This is a genomic window from Cupriavidus pauculus (genome assembly GCF_003854935.1).
GTDB classification, from domain to species: Bacteria; Pseudomonadota; Gammaproteobacteria; order Burkholderiales; family Burkholderiaceae; genus Cupriavidus; species Cupriavidus pauculus_C.
Window position 1 is genome coordinate 1,926,827 of record NZ_CP033969.1, and the last position, 15,468, is coordinate 1,942,294.

The following is a 15,468-nucleotide window of genomic DNA, read 5'->3' on the forward strand; positions in this document are numbered from 1 at the left end:
TATGGCGGACATCACCAAGTACACCGGTCGCGTCACAAGCGAGCACAACCAGCAGCCAGACTTCATGGCCGTGGTCGAAGCGTTGGCGCAGCCGATGGTCGAGCTGCAGAACCTGCTCGGTAGCATGCCGGGAAAGTTTGACCTCGATGCCGCGGTGGGCGCGCAGCTTGATGATGTTGGCCGGTGGGTGGGCATCTCGCGTAACGTTCCGGTGCCTCTGACCGGTGTCTACTTTTCATTCGATACCGCAGGGCTTGGCTTTGACCAGGGCAATTGGAAGGGCCCATTCGATCCTGACACCGGGCTGACGCGGCTGGACGATGACACATACCGGCTGGTCATCCGCGCAAAGATTGGCGCGAACCACTGGGACGGCACACTCGGATCGTCGAAGGCCATCCTGGACTCGATCTTCGGCGGTAGCACATCGGTCTTCATCCAAGACAACCAGGATATGTCGATGACCATCGGCATTGCGGGGGACATTCCGTCGGCCGTGTTCCTGGCTCTGCTGGCGAACGGAATCATTCCCCTCAAGCCCGAAGGCGTAGGCATCAACATCGTCATCGTTACATCCCAGGATGGTGCACCGATTTTCGGTTTCGACATGAGCAACGAACTCGTCGCCGGCTTTGACACGGGCGCATGGGGAACTCCACTGTAAGGACAACAATGGCAACAAACGATTTCCTTGTGTTTGGCGGTGGCGCAGGGGCCAACGTCATCCCGCAAGTCACCTATTCGGGCTTGGCCGCACGCACTGCAGGCTTCTCGTCCGGAGTCGCGCAATCTGCCCAGCTCAACAAGGTCTGGCGTCAGTCGAGCATCATGGCTGCGGTGATGGGCCAGTTCGTAGTGGATACCACCGGGCAGGATGCGGTCGATGACGGCACGCTGACAACAATTCTCGCGAACTATAAAGCGGCTGTTTCTGCGCAGTCGCTCGCTGTTGTCGGGTGGGCACGCAATCTGGTGATGAACGTCGCGACGCCTTCAGCCACGGCGACAGTTGCGGCGGATGAAGTGGTTGTCAAATCCTCTTTGGGCGGAAAGACCTACCTGCTGGCGAGCTTCAGCCAGGCTATCAATCTCGGCACGACGGGAGCGGGCGGTATGGATGCCGCTGCCGCGCCCGCCAACGGGTGGGTCGCGGTGTACGCGATTTATAACCCGGCGACCGGAGCGCGCGCCCTCCTTGGCGTCAACGCAACGTCCGCAGCCGCACCTGAGGTGTATGGCGGCGGCAATATGCCTGCCGGCTACTCTGCATCGGCGCTAGTCTCGGTGCGCCGAACGAATGGGAGCGGTCAGTTTACGATCGGGTTCCAGTTTGATCGTGATGTGGATACGGGCCCATTGACCGTCGTCAGTAACGGAACGTCAACCGCGTACACCAGTTTCTCTCTTGCTGGTTTTGTTCCCGCCAATGCGAAGGAAGTGCATTTGTCAGTGGGCGTTTCGGTCAATACTGCAAGCAACGGGCTGCGGGTCATCGCGGCAGATCCCACAAACGAGATTGGTCTGCGACTCTTTCTTAACCCTGTGGTAGGCCAAATTCTTGGAGGAATCTTGCCGGCGGTCCGTTTCATTACACCGCAGACGCTGTTCTACAAGCTCGATACGACGGGCAACTGTTCGATCAACGTGGTTCGCTACCGCTTCTAATCATGACTATCGCATGCATCTTGAATCGTACAGGGGTCATTGTGCGCATCAGCGAAATGGATGACCCTTCGGACGGAGAGTCCGCAATCCCGCTGGAAGACGGGGAATGGCTGGTGCCCGGGAAATGGCGATGGACGGGTATCGCAAGCGAGTTCGAAGCCATCGACGAGGCGGAGGCCGAAGGATAGTTTGCGAGGCGTGTTTCCCGTGCGTAGTGTGGGATGTCACGGGAGTGGGCCAGCGGCAATGCCGCGGGACAACGATCGGACGGCGCTGCGCTGTTTCCGGGTAACATTCTCGCCTTGGATAACTCCGGGGCGTCCTGTGACTAACAAATACAACGAGGAACTACAGGCTGTTCGAGCTATAGCGATTGGGATGGTACTGATCGCCCACTCGGCCGGTCTCTTTGTTTGGGACCAGGCAGGATGGGCGCAGGTTGGAAAAGGTTTCTTGGTCGGCGTTGACCTTTTCCTTTGTCTCTCGGGCTACGTGATTACGAAGAGCGTTGCGACAACGCTGTTGAAGGCGCAAGGTACCGATTTTTGGCGAGCGGCGGCTGCATTCTGGGTAAGACGAATCTACCGAATCACCCCTTCGGCATGGATCTGGCTCGCAATCCCAATGATTGCTTTCACGCTCCATCGCGGCTATTCCAGTGCTGACATGGCGGACATGATCGCCTCGGTGATGCATGTTCAGAACATCCGGGTGTGGTTTTGTTTCTGGGCCAAGGAAGGGACGTGCGGCTCGTTCGGACTGTACTGGAGTCTATCCCTGGAAGAGCAGTTTTACTTGTTGCTGCCATTTGTATTCCTGTTCTGTGGGCGCAGACTAGTCCCTGTCCTAGTTGCACTGGTGATTGTTCAGGTGTTCTATCCGAAGCCTTTAGGACATTTCCTGGGCGCTGTCCGAACCGAGGCGTTGCTGATTGGCGTGCTCCTAGCGATCTGGACGGAGCGTGCCAGCTACAAAATCTTCGATCCCTCCCTAACTGCGTCACGGCTGCGCTTCATTCTTCCGCCGCTCTTGTTGTTGTGCCTTGTCGGAGTCGTGAGATACGCTTTTGTGCCGTTCTATTTTGGTTTGGCTGCGGTGGTGGCGGGACTGATTATCTGGCTGTGCTCGTACGACAGAGGGTATTTCATACCTGCGGGCGTAGTGCGAAGCGGTCTAGTTTGGATAGGCGAGCGATCGTTTGCCATCTACCTGATACACCTGTTTGCCTTTTGGCTTACTGCGCGCGTTATGGAGCAAATCTATCCAGGCGTCGCCTTCAACGGGACTTTCACCGTTCGCTTCTTGGTGCTTGGACTCGTGCTCACAGTGCTCTTAGCGGAGCTCAGCTATAGATTTATCGAAGTTCCGTTCAGGAGGAGGGGTGCGATGCGTGCTACTCAGATAATGTCTTCCGATGTTATTGTCAAACCTCTCCCCAGCTGACTGATAGATGTCGAACAAATGAGCCACCCCACCTGGGGTGGTTTTTTTTTGGGGAATGAATCATGGAAAGGCAGACCTTCAAGCTGGCCGCCGGCCTGACGCAGGCGATGGCCGATCGCTGGCATTCCCATGTCACCGCCGCCTGGGCCGAGTACGGGATCGACTCGCCGGCGCGGCAGGCAGCGTGGCTCGCCCAGATCGGGCACGAGTCGGGCGGTTTCATCTACACCCGCGAGTTATGGGGGCCGACGCCCGCGCAGCTGCGATACGAAGGCCGGGCCGATCTCGGTAACACGCAGCCGGGCGATGGCAAGCGCTTTATGGGGCGCGGCCTGATCCAGATTACGGGGCGAGCCAACTACCGGTCGTGCGGCGCCGCGCTGGGCGTCGACCTCGAGGCCAACCCCACGCTGCTTCAGGGCGACGCGCTCGCGGCGCGCTCGGCCGGCTGGTACTGGCGGAGCTGGGGCCTGAATGCGCTGGCTGACGCCGGCGACTTCGCGGCCCTCACTCGGAGGATCAACGGCGGGCTGAACGGGCTGGACGACCGAAAAGAGAGATGGAACCGTGCCCGTCGGGCGCTGGGCCTCCAATGAACGCCGCCCACACGACGACCGGGGAAACGATGGACCTGAATGAATTGAACGTGCCGGGGGGCACCGGTGGCGCGCTGGGCTTCATCGTGGCGGCGGTAAGCGGGGCGATCTGGTTCATCCGTAAAGCCTGGCGCAACGACAAGGTGGATGGGGCAGAAACACAGGCTCAGATCGACATCATCGCCAAGCTGTCTGAGCAGGTGGACAAGGCAAATGCCCGCGCGGATCTTGCCGAGCAGCGCGCCGACACCGCTTACAAGGAACGTAACGACGCGTACCGCGAGATTGGGGAGCTCAAAGGAACCATCGCAGCGCTGACTGCCGAGGTGCGCTTGCTCAAGGAGAGGCTGGATGGCAAGGATTCGTGATTGGCTGGCGCGCCACCGCGCCACGTTCGCCCGCACCGCCCACATGCTTGAAGCCGTAACCCTTATGGCGCTGATGGTTGGTGGCGGGATGGGCGCAGGGTATGCGCTCTGCCAGTGGCAATTCCGCGATCAGATGGCGCAGCAGCGTGACGACCATCAGGCCGAGATCGCGCGGCTGCAGGGCGCCTACACCCAGACGCTGGAGGCGCTGACACCAAAGGTGACCGCGGCGGCCGGCGCGGCGGCCCAGGCGGCGGAGGCGTCGGTAGAGGCGGCGAAGTCCGTGAAGCGCGTCGCGCGACCGGCTACAGCGCCGGCGTCCACCGCTCCGCGCCCCCTCACCGAGGCGGAGCGACAGGACGTGAACCGCGACATCGAGGCGGCGAACCGGAAGGTGAGGGAGGCCCGGAAATGAGAATCCTGTTGCTCTGCCTGTTCCTGGGCGGCTGCGCCGCGGCCGAGCCGCCTGCTGCGCCGGCACATCTGCCGCGTCACTGCGACACCCTGCCCACCCTGAAGCCCGGCGCCACGCGCGCCGACATGCTCGAACACATTCGCGTGACGGCGGATCTCTACGCGCGCTGCGCGGCAACGCCATGATCCCGCTCATTGCCGCCCGGGCCGCGCTGTCGGCTGTTCCTTGGCGTGCCATCGGCGCCGCGCTGCTGGCCGCGGCCATCTTCTCCGCCGGTTGGGTGGCCAACGGCTGGCGCAAGGACGCCGAGATAGAGCGCATGAAGACGGTAAGTGCTCAGGCCGACCTCGCTGGCGCCCACAAGGCGATGGAGGATCTCGGCAAGGCCAGCGCGGCCATCCGAACTAAGGCCGACGAGTTCAACGCCAGCCAGGCCACGCTGGCCGCCAAGGTCGATCAGGCCGTCAAGGAATTTCGAAATGCTAAGAAGCCTCTGCCTGTGGATTGCCGCCCTGACGATTTCCGGGTGCGCAAGCTGTCCGACGCCGTCGACGCGGCCAAGCAAGCCGCCGCCGCTCGATAGTGCGCTGGCCGCGCCGTGCCGGATCCCGGACGCGCCGGCGGCCGCCGACTACGACGCCTGGCAGGAATGGATGATGGGGGACGTGCTGAGGGCGCTGGGGGAATGCGCAGCCAAGCACCGGAAAACGGTGGAGGCGTGGCCTCGGTAGCCGAAAAAGACGGCGAGGCGTGCGGGTGCCGCCTCGCCGGGTGAACGCTGTGAGTTTTCTCAGCAACGAACCCTTGTTCTCGGCGCAGTCCGCAGGTTTCGTAGACCCAAAAAAAGCAGCCACGGCCGCCATAGCGATGGCTTCAACGATTTAGGAAGTAATCACCGGTTTTCCCGGCGGTGCCGAGGATGTCACGGAAAAGCGGCCTGGCGCATCGCCCAAGGGTGAGAACTACCGCTTAAATCGCGCGGGGTACCCAAACCGCGGCCCGGATGGGTCGTGGCTGAATGTAAGTTCCAGTTCCCGGAACTGTCCTACGCTGGCGCCCCGCTAGGGGCGTCTAACGCGCAATACCCGTGGGCCTCAATATCGTTCATGACGGCGGACGGCATCAGACCCAGCATGGGGGTGTCGACGTCTAGTCGAGAGTCTGCCGATGTTTCGATGGGCCCTAACCACTCGATGACGTTAGAGGGGAGCGTCGCCAAATCGGTACCAACGCGGACAAAAAGCGCGCGATGTCCGCTGCGATGGAGCGTGATCAACATGATGATTTGAGCACTTCCAGATGGGCATATCGTCCGGCGCATGGCCGGCTTCAAAGGGAACGTGGTTGGGGCGATTCAGGCGATGACGTTTAGCTGGCCGGGCGTGATGCCGAGCGCAGAGGCTACCTTCACCCGCGTCGCCTTGCGCATCTTGCCGTTGCCGTTCTCCATCTCGGCGTAGCCAGGCTGGGAAATGCCCATGCGGTCGGCAACTTCTTTCTGGGTCAGGTTCAGATGCTCGCGCCAGGCGCGGGCCGGGCTAAGGCCCCCCACCAGGAGACGGTGGGCAACCTCATTGGGAACCCAGTCACGGTCAGCGCCGCGGTCGGAGACATAGTCGGCGTATGGGATCACCACGAAGGCCGGCTTGCCTTGTGCGTCGTGGATGATCTGAATGTTTGGCGGTGTGTCCATCGTGTTCCGTGTTGTCCGGGTAAAGAAGTATAGGAGAACATAAGAAAACGTAAAACTAAAATATAGGAAAGGCATGCGGAAGCGCTACGTGGGCTCTCCGGGCGGGCACGATCCGTTGTGGAAGGTCATCGCTTGAAGCGTTCAAGCGGCACCGCGCCGGGGCGCTTCACCTTGATCCAGTCCGTCGAGCGCACCCCGTCCTGATAGGGCGAGCCCAGCCGCTTCCCTACCACGCCTTCCAGTTTCAGCTCTAGGGCGGAGCGATACAGCCAGTCGCCGTCGTCGACGCCCGTGACATGGAGCACCTGGCCGCCGTGCGAGCGCAGCAGCTTGGCCAGCATTGCCTTGCGCTTCTCCAGCGCTACGGGCCGGAAGTCCCTCCCCATGGCGACCAGAACGTCGAACACGCAATAGACGACCAGGTCCGCGCCTTCGTACCAACCCTTGCGCCGCGCACGCGCGTGCAGGCGGTCGAAATTGCTCCGACCCAGGTCGTCCAGCACGCATACCTCTCCATCCAGCACGCTGCCACTCGGCATGTCCGCGACTACGGCGGCCACCTCCGGGAACCAGGCAGTCGCGTCAATGCCGCCGCGGCTCTTCAGCTGGGCCGTGGATCCGGTACTGGCCAAGACTCGGTAGCCGTCGTACTTGATCTCGTAGAGCCAGTCGGCCTCGCGCGGAATGGTTTTGCGCTCTGTAAGCAGCATGGGGCAGAGCTGGTCCAGTGTCGGAGCGCCGTCGCCTCGGGGCATGGCGCCTAGCCCTTGACGTCGCGGGGGTCATGGCCGAAGGAGTTCCGAGCGCGGATCTGGCCGTCGAGGCCGTGAATCAGCAACTCGACCTTGTCGCGCTTGGCGCGCTCGGTGCCGGCGGCAATCGCTTCTTCCTGCGTGAAGAACATTGTTCGGTCGCCGCCGCCGCCCGTCTCAACGGCCCATTCGTTGCCGGCCGGTACCACATGGATATCTGCTGCCATGGCTGTCTCCTAGAGTTATGAAGACAGTCTGCGCGTGGTCCACGCATCGCCACTATCGGTAGGCGTCTGACATCCACTTAAGGGGTGCGGGCAAAAAAAACCACGCAGTTCTGCGTGGTGACTTGGAAAATCGCGGGGTCAATCGCGAACCGTTAGTGTGCCCTCGTCGTGTGATGTTGTCGTCCCTACGCCGGTGGGGACGCCACGCTCTAAAGTTAGATCGTGTTGTGACGTAATACCGGGTTCACTTGCTTTTCCAGTGAACCCGTTCCGTAGTAGTTCGGGGCTGGCGGCCCCGCCAGCCTCGCTTTTTTGCAATGCAGCTAGACCCGTTCTTGGCAGGCAGGGTCCGCCGAATCTTCTCTAGCACCCTGCGGTGCTTGTCCTCTGCCTCTTCCCACGTCTCAGACTCGAAGGACTTGCTCGTCGAGAGTCTGAGTACTGTACATATATACAGTATCACGCCGGGCGATTCCTCTGCGAGAATCGACTCGCTTCTTGGCCAATCACCGCCCCGCCAACAACCTATCGGTTGTATCTCCGCGTTACAACATATTCGTTGTAAGCCATCCGGCCGAAGAAAGGCGTTATAGGGGCACGGGAAGGGGCATCGAATCTACTCATAATGTGCGATGGCCCAATATGCAAGGGTTTCAGCCAAGTTTAGGATTCCTGTCGGCGGGACCAAGATTCCGCCCCTGGGCACCATGAATTCCCTTGATAATCAAGGAATTGCAGCAGCTTAGCGCCAACCCAGAGTAGTTTCGGTGGGGTAGTCTTGTGAGATAGACTACTCATGAAGCTGACTCTCGGTGTTCTGCGCGTGACTCTCAAACATGCCTTCCTTCGCGGTGGTGTCATCTACTACCAGCGAGCAATCCCGAAAGACCTACAGGACCGCTATTCCGCCAAGCTGGTGAAGGCCAGCCTTGAGACTGGCGATGTGCTGGTAGCAAAGCGGAAGATTGAGCAGCTAAACCGCGAGCTTGAAGCGGAGTGGTCGCTGATGCGCGGCCATCCTGACGCGACACCTAAGACCATCCAAGGGCAGGCCGTTGAGTTGCTCCGCAAGTGGGGCCTCACGGCAACCCCAACGGCTGACGATGAGGACGCTATCGACCTCTTCCGCGATCACCTGGACGAGAAGCGCCAGCGATACGCAGAGGGCGATGATGAGGTATATCGGGATGCCGATGGCAGCGAGTACCTGAGCCCCGTTGAAATCAAAGCAGCACAGATCATCGCGGGCACCGTCAAGCCTGTCCTCACAGATGCCCTTGAGCTTTACCTGAAGCTGCACCCGAAGCGCGCTGACAAACGCTTTGAGGACGGCGCAAGGCTCGTCTTCAAGACGCTCACGGATGCAGTGGGGGATAAGCCGATTGAAGACCTCTCACGCGAGGATGCGCACAAATACGTTGCTGCTGAGATTGCCCGTGGGGTGAAGACCGGCACTGTCAATCGCTACATGAATACGATCCGCGCCATCATCGGCACGTGGTTGCGGGAAAAGGAAATTGCCAAGACCAACCCATTCACCCGGATTCCGATTCCGGAGAATGGCAAGGATGCAAAGAAGCGGGAGCCCTTCACCGAGCCAGAACTCAAAATACTCTTCGCTGCGTGCAAGACCAAGGATGATGATGTCCGGTGGTTGACTGCCATCCTGGGAGACACTGGAGCCCGCCTAGCAGAGATTGCAGGGCTGGCCTTGGATGACATCAACCTTGATGCCGAGATTCCCCACGTAGTCATTCAGCCGCACCCTTGGCGGTCCCTCAAGAATGACGTGAGTGCGCGCACAGTGCCGCTCTTGGGTCATGCCCTATGGGCCGCTCAACGGGTCAAAGAGAATGCACGGAAAGGCCAGCGTTTTGCATTCCCCCGGTACACCTCAGCGGAGGAGACCAAGGCCACTCACGCATCCAACACTATTGCGAAGTGGATTCGGGCGCTGAAGGTTGATGGCGTGAAGATGAATCACACCGCGCATGAGCTACGCCACACGATGGCCGACCGTCTGCGCGAGGTAGGCTGTCCTCCCGAGATTCGCCTTGCGATAGGTGGATGGACGATTGACGGTATCGGGGCCACCTACGGCAAGGGCTATACGCTTCGCGTCATGTCCGAGTGGCTCGGGAAAGTGACCATCTGAGGAGGTGGGATCATGGCAGTTATTTTTCCTTGTGGTCAGTGCGAAGGTCACGGCCACACTGTTGCCCCCTCAGGTCAACATGAGGACTGCCCCAGGTGCAACGGAAGGGGATGGCTTGAGTCCACTGAGATGCGCCCTACGGATTACGACTTCCTAAGGGCAGTTCGGCATACGGGTGCATCTGCACCGAAGGATGATAGGACACCAAGAGAAACGCCCTCGTGACTCCCTCGGGTTTCTCGAAGACGTGACCGCTCAGGAATTCCCGCACGGTTTCGATTGGGAGCATGGGCTCATCCGTGAATATCAGGACGATATATCCGCCCTCGTAAGGGCCACCCTTGAGTTTCCCGTAGCGTGTCCCCTTGTCAGCGATGCGGCGCGCTATCTCTGCGATGAACCGCTCCTTGGGCCACTGCGCCCAATCATAGACACGGCCCTCCTTGTACGCCTGGATTGCCTCTGGGCAGACTAGCTCAGTGACCTCTATGGCAATCCGCTTTCCCTCAACGTCTACCGCCTCGCAATCAGGTGGATCGTTGCCACGACCACGGCGCTTGATGTCATCGAAGAAGGACTCTCCGGTGCGCTGAAGGGACTCCCAAAGGGTGGTCACTACGCCCCACTCCTCAATGTCCCTGTCAGTGGGCCAACCGTAGAAGTCTGCGTAGCCACGGCTCTTTTCCCGTGCAGCGCGCATCAGCGCTACGATTTCTTTTTCGTCTTCAGGTGTCATTGCGTCCCCCAGGGTGTGGAAATCCTACACCACAAAAATCTGAAAGCCTCCCCCTCGACTTGACTCAGGTGGCTTCCCCCCGGTGCCCCCTGCGCGGCCCATAGGAGGGCCACAGGGACTCACTGCCTGTGTAGGTGCAGCGTTTGCGAGGCTCAGCGAATCGGGCTAGCTGCATCACCCTCTTAGCCGCACACGCGGCCAACGCAACACGACAGAGGGTAAGACATGCCAGCAATCACCATCGACCTTCCGTACATCCGACTCGGCAACGTGGAGGCGTTCATTGAGCGTGTGTCCCCACGCAAGCGGGGCTCATGGTTCAGCCTCCAGCGTGACACCTCGGGGACTCTCTTGAGGTTCGCTTGGTGGGACGTACAGATGAACCGGCACACATAGCAGCGCCTCCGCTCTTCTGTACGAATGGGATCACTTACGTACTCCCCTTACAACACATGTACGAAACTGAGGCTTGCAATCTTTCGTACACCATCTATTATTCGTACATCCCTTTCGTACAGAGAGCTAATCATGTCCCGTGTCTTCGCCTACTGCCGTGTCTCCACGACCGACCAGACCACAGATAACCAAGTCCGAGAGATTGAGGCCGCAGGCTTTGCACTAACGCCACGCCGCACCGTGACCGAGCACATCTCCGGGTCAGTCACTGCGATGGAGCGCCCCAAGTTCAAGGCTCTCAGTGAGAAGCTGGAGGAGGGGGATGTCCTGGTGGTGACGAAGCTGGATCGTCTCGGGCGCAATGCAATGGATGTCCGCGCTACCGTGGAGGCCCTCGCTGATGAGGGTGTCCGGGTTCATTGCCTCGCCCTCGGTGGTGTTGATCTGACCAGTGCAGCAGGACGGATGACAATGCAAGTCCTCGCAGCAGTAGCGGAGTTTGAGCGAGACCTCCTGATTGAGCGGACCAACGCCGGTATCCGCAGGGCCAAGGCAGACGGCAAGGCGTTCGGCAGACCCTCAGCGTTGAGCCTGGAGCAGCAACAGGAGGTGCGCCAGAAGTTGGCTGAGGGTGTCCCGGTGGCGCAGCTAGCGCGGGACTTCAAGACGACTCGACAGACCATCATGCGGGTCCGTGAACGGGCTGAGGCTGCGTAAATTGGGGTCCTTACAAATCAAGGACTTACGTCGCATGCACACAATAGGAATGAGAGGCAACAGACCAAGGGCCGCAGGAGACCCCGCACAGGCACCAAGAGCCCAACGTCAGTCACCCTCCGTCCATGCTCAGGGAAGTTCTTGAGAGGCGCTTCCCAGGGCAGCTTTCCTTGTTAGTCAAGCGTTCCCCAGGTCCGAAAGGATGCTGGGGTTTCGTTTTTCTGGCGTGTCTGCGTCTGAGCCAATCAGTTCCTCGCTCCACCGCAATTCCCACAGCAGTCCATCGTTAGGGCCACCCAAAAGGGTCGGCTCTGTTTCTGCACAACTGTTACCTCCGGATTGAATCATGACCAACAAACCAACCACTGCCTATTCACCCCAACTGAGCCGCAAGCCAGGGAGCGAGATGCTACGGCTTCGCGTTGAGTCCGAGCTAGTGAGCACCCTCAGGACTCTTCAGGACCGCCCTGAGCTTCGCATTAAGCAGGGCCGCAAGCCTTCCAAGAGCATCCTCGCACGGCGCGCTATTCAGGTGTACGCGGCACATGTCCGTGGCCTGGAAGGTGAGGACATCACCGCTGAAGTCTTGGCCCTTCACCGCCTCGCCTGATCTTTCACCAACCCAATACAAACCATGACAACACGCGTACATACCGAACAAGCTAAAGCGGGTCAGCGATTCTTTGGCTTGCCCGAATATAACCCTGCCGTAACTCCCACGGCGACCATCAACGGTGGTGCTTCAGTCCCACTTACTGCCGTCCCTAGTGGAGTCGTTCTTACAACCGCAGCAGCACAGAACGATGTCGTTCGGATTACGTTCGATCAACTTTACTACGGCTGATCCATGCATACCCAAGTTGAATTCGGCGTTAGCGCCAACACGGGCAGTCCCCGCAGTACACCTCGTGGAGCCACTTTAGCGAAACTCAGGCGGTACATCTCCGAGGGGAATCATCTGCGGGACAGAGAGCAGCCACCCTCACCCGACAATGTGAAATTCCTGGACGAGATTGCGAGCGAGGTGGGATATGCGCGCGGCTCAAATGTGAGTCGTGCTCTCCGCCGTGAATTCCCGGAGGTGGCTGCGGAGATAAACAAACGCTCCTGGTTTCCCAATCAGAAGGCACCGAAGAAGGAACGCTTCTTTCGCTACATCGAGGAGGGCCAGCATTTGCGAGACCCCGAAGGTGAGCTTAGCGCGGCCAACCTGAAGACTCAGTATGAGATTGCGGACGAGGTAGGCACGAATCAGAAAAATACCTCCGAGCTTCTCCGTGAATACTTCCCCGCTATCGCGGCAGTGATGACGAATCGGAAGCGATATGACCAGGAAGAGTAAGCAGACGCCTCCCGCCAACATCCTCGGTCTCACCCACCCCCTCCTCAGTCCCCCCCAGCAAGTCCCCTTCGGCTTCCTTCAGGTTGACGAGGAGCGATTCCAGATTCGCAACTCTCGGGCATGTAGCTTCACCCAAGCCAGCGCCAAGGATGCCGAACGGCAGCAGCTACGCGATGGCCTGGAGGCACTCGTTAAAGCAGACATCACGTTAGACCCCCTCATTGTCTGGACAGATTCCGCTGAGGTGTTGTGGATCATTGATGGTCATCATCGCTATGAGGCGTTGACTGCTGATGGTCTCGACACTGAGGCGCTGGTGTGGGTGCAGGAGGCGCATGTCTCCACTGAGGGTGAGGCCCGAGCGTTGGCCCTGGACATCAACAAGCGGCTCCACCTAAGTCTCCACCCGAAGGAGCTACTTGAGAATCTCTGGATGGCAACCCTGCTTGGTGAAGCCACGGGAAGCGTTAGGGATCGGGCGAAGCGGTATCAAGTCAGCATCGGCACCGCTAGCAACGTTGCTAAGAAGGCTCCTGAGGTTCTCGCTGAGATGCAACGCAGGGCCACTCTGCAAGGCATTCACTTTGATACCGAGCACATCCGCAAACACGCGCCGCTCTGGCGTGAGCTAAAGGCGTTCTGGAAGGACTTTGAGAAACCCAAGAGTGAGGAGATGCAGGAGATGGAACGGAAGCGGATTGCCGAAGCAATGCTTGCAGCCCTCGGGATGGACTTGAAGGCCCAGCCTGAGCTTGTCGCTGAGGTGTTCGAGGAGGTGACCCGTGAGGTTGCCAATAAGGAGGCTCAGGTGGTTTGGCTGAAGGGGCCTAAGGACGAGTTCTGAGCCCCCAGCGTTCACATACAGGACAGGCTTTTTGAACGGGAAGTGTTCACCGTGAACACCTGGGCCACCCCCTCAGTGCATCCCAAGTCACACCTGTTGCAGACCGCTTAAACGGCCTTTCACCGCATTTTCCCAGATCAACCCACCCGACTCTAGGCCGCATCCGTGCGAGACCCTGGAGGGGCCTCCTATCGCGTCTATGGACCCAAACGTTTCTATCAAAGAGAACCCACGCCAAGTCGTGGAGACACTGGCAGCAATGCTGATCCAGTACACCAGCATGCAGCCCATCCCCGTGCATTACCTGCGTGCTTTCAAATCGTCCGTGACCTCCCGTGAGGCACGAGCCAAAGCCAAAATCTTCCTGTCAGGAGGCAAGCATGCAGCGCGATAACACGTCCAATCGAGCTACCGGCACACGAGCGCGCCGCCACGTTCAGGTATTGGCTAAAGAGTTCGATCCGAGGGCGGACATTCATGAGCGACTAGATGCGTTCCTAGGTGAGCCCACGAAGGAGGGGACGCTGCAATCCCTCGTTTCTGGCCTCGTTGATTGGGAGCTTCGAGCCCGTCTAACAGAAGTGTTGCCCCCGGCATGAATGACGACACCGTATGCCGGGTCAAGGACGTGACCTCCACCATTGCCACGCTGCTCCGGCTTGGCTTGGTGCGGAAGCTTGAGGATGGCTCCTACGAGACCACTGGCCCGCATCCTCACACCCCCGTTGAGGTTTCCCCTCAGGCCACACGTCCGGCCAAACCCGTTGACCCCTACAGCCCCACAGGGCTCCGCCTCCGTGGCTATCGAGTCATGGAGGGCAAGACCGCCGATCAAGACCGCGTTGAGATTGGCGGAGGTTTCTACCGAATCACAGCAGCCCGAGAAAACGGGCTCATTTAATTCTGACAAGGACTAACAATGACCGATTTCTATCAAGTCTCTTCCGCTGATGAGAGCACCACCCCCATCACCATCCCTACAGCACCGCCGCCTGCTCACCAGAATGCGAGCACTAAGGTTGTCGGTGGTGTCACCTCGATCAACTTCCGAGGCGATGGTGGGGCCACGACTACCGCCACTCGTGGTGCTGTCTCAGCTAGTGACCTCACGCCCTACAGTGACGATGACTGGCGCTCCACCGCAAAGAACAGCTACGGCAACCCTACCAGCAAGATCACGGCTGACAGCGTAGTCGAAATCGACGGCTTGAATGCCCAAGTGGAAATGTTCGTGAAGGCCGGTGTCCTGGTGGAAACTCCGAACGGTTTCGAGTTGGCATCCAGGGCTGCACCTCAGGCGACCAATGGAGACACCGAAGAGGAAACCCAGGCTGAACCCGGTGCGATGCCTGCGGAGATTGTTGATGCCGTGAATAGCGCACTGGATGGTATGAACGACTCCACCGTACAGAAGGCTGGCTCCATCGGCATTGCTGCTGCTGTTGGAGATATGACCCTTGAGGATGTGTCAGCAGCCGTTGCTCAGGACACCGGCATGGAGCCATCCGAAGCAGCGCAGCGGACTCAATTCGTTGTCGATGCCTATCAGGCGCAGGCCGATCACTTCATCACTAGCGGTCTGGGCATTCCTGCCGATGACCTCCAGAACTTCTATGACTTCTGCCGTCAGCCTGAGAACAAGGGGGCCTTGCAGACTGCCGTACAGCAACAGGTGTTTGGCAACAGCATGGGAGGCTTCAAGCCGCTGGTGGAGGCGTACATGAGCAACGTGGCTCCGAGTGCTAAGGCGCTGGCGTCCCGAGGGTTCGAGACGAAGACCGCCCCGAATGGGGACGAGCTTGTGAAAATCCAAGGCCAGTGGATGCCGACCAAGGTGGCCGCTAAGGTCGGTCTGATTTGATCTAGAAGGCTGGCCTGGGGTGGGGTAAGATGCTGGGGTAATTCAACCCACCCCACGAAACCCCTCTAGGCCAGTGCTGGCTTTGCGGGCAGGGAGTTTGGTTCCGGTGCCTGTCGGCGGGACCATCATTGCGGCTGTCGTGGGTCTTTGAGATTTTCCTCCTCTGGCATAATCCCGCCCCTCCCACCGTCCGCAGGGACACGTTGACCCATGCCGCGCTCCGCGGTTTTCGATTTTCTTCTCCAGCTGCCTCTATTC

The 15,468-nt window shown here is 59.5% G+C and carries 18 protein-coding genes; 14 read left to right on the top strand and 4 right to left on the bottom strand.

The window, feature by feature from the left end:
- Position 1 precedes the first annotated feature (1 nt).
- From EHF44_RS10610 to EHF44_RS10645, 8 genes are all read left to right on the top strand, one after another.
- Positions 2-664 (top strand): DUF2612 domain-containing protein, encoded by a 663-nt coding sequence (locus EHF44_RS10610; protein ID WP_124683712.1) that lies wholly within the window; start codon positions 2-4, stop codon positions 662-664.
- A gap of 8 nt (positions 665-672) precedes the next feature.
- The gene (locus EHF44_RS10615) at positions 673-1,665 is read left to right on the top strand and encodes a hypothetical protein (protein WP_124683713.1); all 993 of its coding nucleotides are present in this window, start codon (positions 673-675) and stop codon (positions 1,663-1,665) included.
- A 378-nt stretch (positions 1,666-2,043) separates the two neighbouring features.
- The gene (locus EHF44_RS10620) at positions 2,044-3,108 is read left to right on the top strand and encodes an acyltransferase family protein (RefSeq protein ID WP_172966040.1); all 1,065 of its coding nucleotides are present in this window, start codon (positions 2,044-2,046) and stop codon (positions 3,106-3,108) included.
- Positions 3,109-3,170: 62 nt separating this feature from the next.
- On the top strand, positions 3,171-3,704 hold the full coding sequence (locus EHF44_RS10625; protein ID WP_124683715.1) for a glycoside hydrolase family 19 protein: 534 nt from the start codon (positions 3,171-3,173) through the stop codon (positions 3,702-3,704).
- On the top strand, positions 3,701-4,072 hold the full coding sequence (locus EHF44_RS10630; RefSeq protein ID WP_148094321.1) for a hypothetical protein: 372 nt from the start codon (positions 3,701-3,703) through the stop codon (positions 4,070-4,072). The genes EHF44_RS10625 and EHF44_RS10630 overlap by 4 nt, the downstream gene beginning before the upstream one ends.
- The gene (locus EHF44_RS10635) at positions 4,056-4,487 is read left to right on the top strand and encodes a hypothetical protein (protein WP_124683717.1); all 432 of its coding nucleotides are present in this window, start codon (positions 4,056-4,058) and stop codon (positions 4,485-4,487) included. Before EHF44_RS10630 ends, EHF44_RS10635 begins: the two co-directional genes overlap by 17 nt.
- Positions 4,484-4,672, top strand: coding sequence for a hypothetical protein (locus EHF44_RS10640; RefSeq protein WP_124683718.1), 189 nt, complete (start codon positions 4,484-4,486; stop codon positions 4,670-4,672). The genes EHF44_RS10635 and EHF44_RS10640 overlap by 4 nt, the downstream gene beginning before the upstream one ends.
- Positions 4,669-5,070 (top strand): hypothetical protein, encoded by a 402-nt coding sequence (locus EHF44_RS10645; protein WP_124683719.1) that lies wholly within the window; start codon positions 4,669-4,671, stop codon positions 5,068-5,070. The genes EHF44_RS10640 and EHF44_RS10645 overlap by 4 nt, the downstream gene beginning before the upstream one ends.
- A 771-nt stretch (positions 5,071-5,841) precedes the next feature.
- Here the strand turns inward: EHF44_RS10645 and EHF44_RS10650 are convergent.
- The 3 genes from EHF44_RS10650 to EHF44_RS10660 all read right to left on the bottom strand — a co-directional run bounded on the left by EHF44_RS10650 (position 5,842) and on the right by EHF44_RS10660 (position 7,159).
- The gene (locus tag EHF44_RS10650) at positions 5,842-6,180 is read right to left on the bottom strand and encodes a helix-turn-helix domain-containing protein (protein WP_124683720.1); all 339 of its coding nucleotides are present in this window, start codon (positions 6,178-6,180) and stop codon (positions 5,842-5,844) included.
- Between the two features lie 125 nt (positions 6,181-6,305).
- Positions 6,306-6,890, bottom strand: a complete 585-nt coding sequence (locus EHF44_RS10655; RefSeq protein WP_253699790.1) for an ATP-dependent DNA ligase — start codon at positions 6,888-6,890, stop codon at positions 6,306-6,308.
- A gap of 50 nt (positions 6,891-6,940) precedes the next feature.
- Positions 6,941-7,159 carry a DUF2188 domain-containing protein gene (locus EHF44_RS10660; protein WP_124683722.1) on the bottom strand — a complete coding sequence of 73 codons (219 nt, stop codon included), beginning with the start codon at positions 7,157-7,159 and terminating at the stop codon, positions 6,941-6,943.
- A gap of 796 nt (positions 7,160-7,955) precedes the next feature.
- Between EHF44_RS10660 and EHF44_RS10665 the strand changes: the two genes are divergently transcribed.
- A complete protein-coding gene (locus EHF44_RS10665) occupies positions 7,956-9,314 on the top strand; it encodes a phage integrase (RefSeq protein ID WP_124683723.1) in 1,359 nt (452 codons plus the stop codon).
- Positions 9,315-9,450: 136 nt separating this feature from the next.
- Here the strand turns inward: EHF44_RS10665 and EHF44_RS10670 are convergent, their stop codons facing one another.
- Positions 9,451-10,050, bottom strand: coding sequence for a hypothetical protein (locus EHF44_RS10670; protein ID WP_124683724.1), 600 nt, complete (start codon positions 10,048-10,050; stop codon positions 9,451-9,453).
- Between the two features lie 528 nt (positions 10,051-10,578).
- On the opposite strand from EHF44_RS10670, the gene EHF44_RS10675 reads away from it, so the two are divergent.
- The 5 genes from EHF44_RS10675 (at position 10,579) to EHF44_RS10700 (ending at position 15,210) form a co-directional block, all read left to right on the top strand.
- On the top strand, positions 10,579-11,163 hold the full coding sequence (locus EHF44_RS10675) for a recombinase family protein (protein ID WP_124683725.1): 585 nt from the start codon (positions 10,579-10,581) through the stop codon (positions 11,161-11,163).
- Positions 11,164-11,509: 346 nt separating this feature from the next.
- Entirely contained in the window at positions 11,510-11,773 is a 264-nt protein-coding gene (locus EHF44_RS10680; protein WP_124683726.1) for a hypothetical protein, read from the top strand.
- 384 nt (positions 11,774-12,157) lie between these two features.
- A complete protein-coding gene (locus EHF44_RS10690) occupies positions 12,158-12,505 on the top strand; it encodes a hypothetical protein (protein ID WP_124683728.1) in 348 nt (115 codons plus the stop codon).
- The gene (locus EHF44_RS10695) at positions 12,489-13,349 is read left to right on the top strand and encodes a ParB/Srx family N-terminal domain-containing protein (RefSeq protein WP_124683729.1); all 861 of its coding nucleotides are present in this window, start codon (positions 12,489-12,491) and stop codon (positions 13,347-13,349) included. Before EHF44_RS10690 ends, EHF44_RS10695 begins: the two co-directional genes overlap by 17 nt.
- A gap of 919 nt (positions 13,350-14,268) precedes the next feature.
- On the top strand, positions 14,269-15,210 hold the full coding sequence (locus tag EHF44_RS10700; protein WP_124683730.1) for a hypothetical protein: 942 nt from the start codon (positions 14,269-14,271) through the stop codon (positions 15,208-15,210).
- Positions 15,211-15,468: the final 258 nt, after the last annotated feature.

Coding starts and splice junctions, on each gene's coding strand:
- EHF44_RS10620 (WP_172966040.1), top strand. CDS start 2,044: ATGGTACTGATCGCCCACTCGGCCGGTCTCTTTGTTTGGGACCAGGCA.
- EHF44_RS10625 (WP_124683715.1), top strand. CDS start 3,171: ATGGAAAGGCAGACCTTCAAGCTGGCCGCCGGCCTGACGCAGGCGATG.
- EHF44_RS10660 (WP_124683722.1), bottom strand. CDS start 7,159: ATGGCAGCAGATATCCATGTGGTACCGGCCGGCAACGAATGGGCCGTT.
- EHF44_RS10680 (WP_124683726.1), top strand. CDS start 11,510: ATGACCAACAAACCAACCACTGCCTATTCACCCCAACTGAGCCGCAAG.
- EHF44_RS10700 (WP_124683730.1), top strand. CDS start 14,269: ATGACCGATTTCTATCAAGTCTCTTCCGCTGATGAGAGCACCACCCCC.
- EHF44_RS10610 (WP_124683712.1), top strand. CDS start 2: ATGGCGGACATCACCAAGTACACCGGTCGCGTCACAAGCGAGCACAAC.
- EHF44_RS10640 (WP_124683718.1), top strand. CDS start 4,484: ATGAGAATCCTGTTGCTCTGCCTGTTCCTGGGCGGCTGCGCCGCGGCC.
- EHF44_RS10615 (WP_124683713.1), top strand. CDS start 673: ATGGCAACAAACGATTTCCTTGTGTTTGGCGGTGGCGCAGGGGCCAAC.
- EHF44_RS10665 (WP_124683723.1), top strand. CDS start 7,956: ATGAAGCTGACTCTCGGTGTTCTGCGCGTGACTCTCAAACATGCCTTC.
- EHF44_RS10695 (WP_124683729.1), top strand. CDS start 12,489: ATGACCAGGAAGAGTAAGCAGACGCCTCCCGCCAACATCCTCGGTCTC.
- EHF44_RS10675 (WP_124683725.1), top strand. CDS start 10,579: ATGTCCCGTGTCTTCGCCTACTGCCGTGTCTCCACGACCGACCAGACC.
- EHF44_RS10635 (WP_124683717.1), top strand. CDS start 4,056: ATGGCAAGGATTCGTGATTGGCTGGCGCGCCACCGCGCCACGTTCGCC.
- EHF44_RS10670 (WP_124683724.1), bottom strand. CDS start 10,050: ATGACACCTGAAGACGAAAAAGAAATCGTAGCGCTGATGCGCGCTGCA.
- EHF44_RS10630 (WP_148094321.1), top strand. CDS start 3,701: ATGAACGCCGCCCACACGACGACCGGGGAAACGATGGACCTGAATGAA.
- EHF44_RS10650 (WP_124683720.1), bottom strand. CDS start 6,180: ATGGACACACCGCCAAACATTCAGATCATCCACGACGCACAAGGCAAG.
- EHF44_RS10655 (WP_253699790.1), bottom strand. CDS start 6,890: ATGCTGCTTACAGAGCGCAAAACCATTCCGCGCGAGGCCGACTGGCTC.
- EHF44_RS10645 (WP_124683719.1), top strand. CDS start 4,669: ATGATCCCGCTCATTGCCGCCCGGGCCGCGCTGTCGGCTGTTCCTTGG.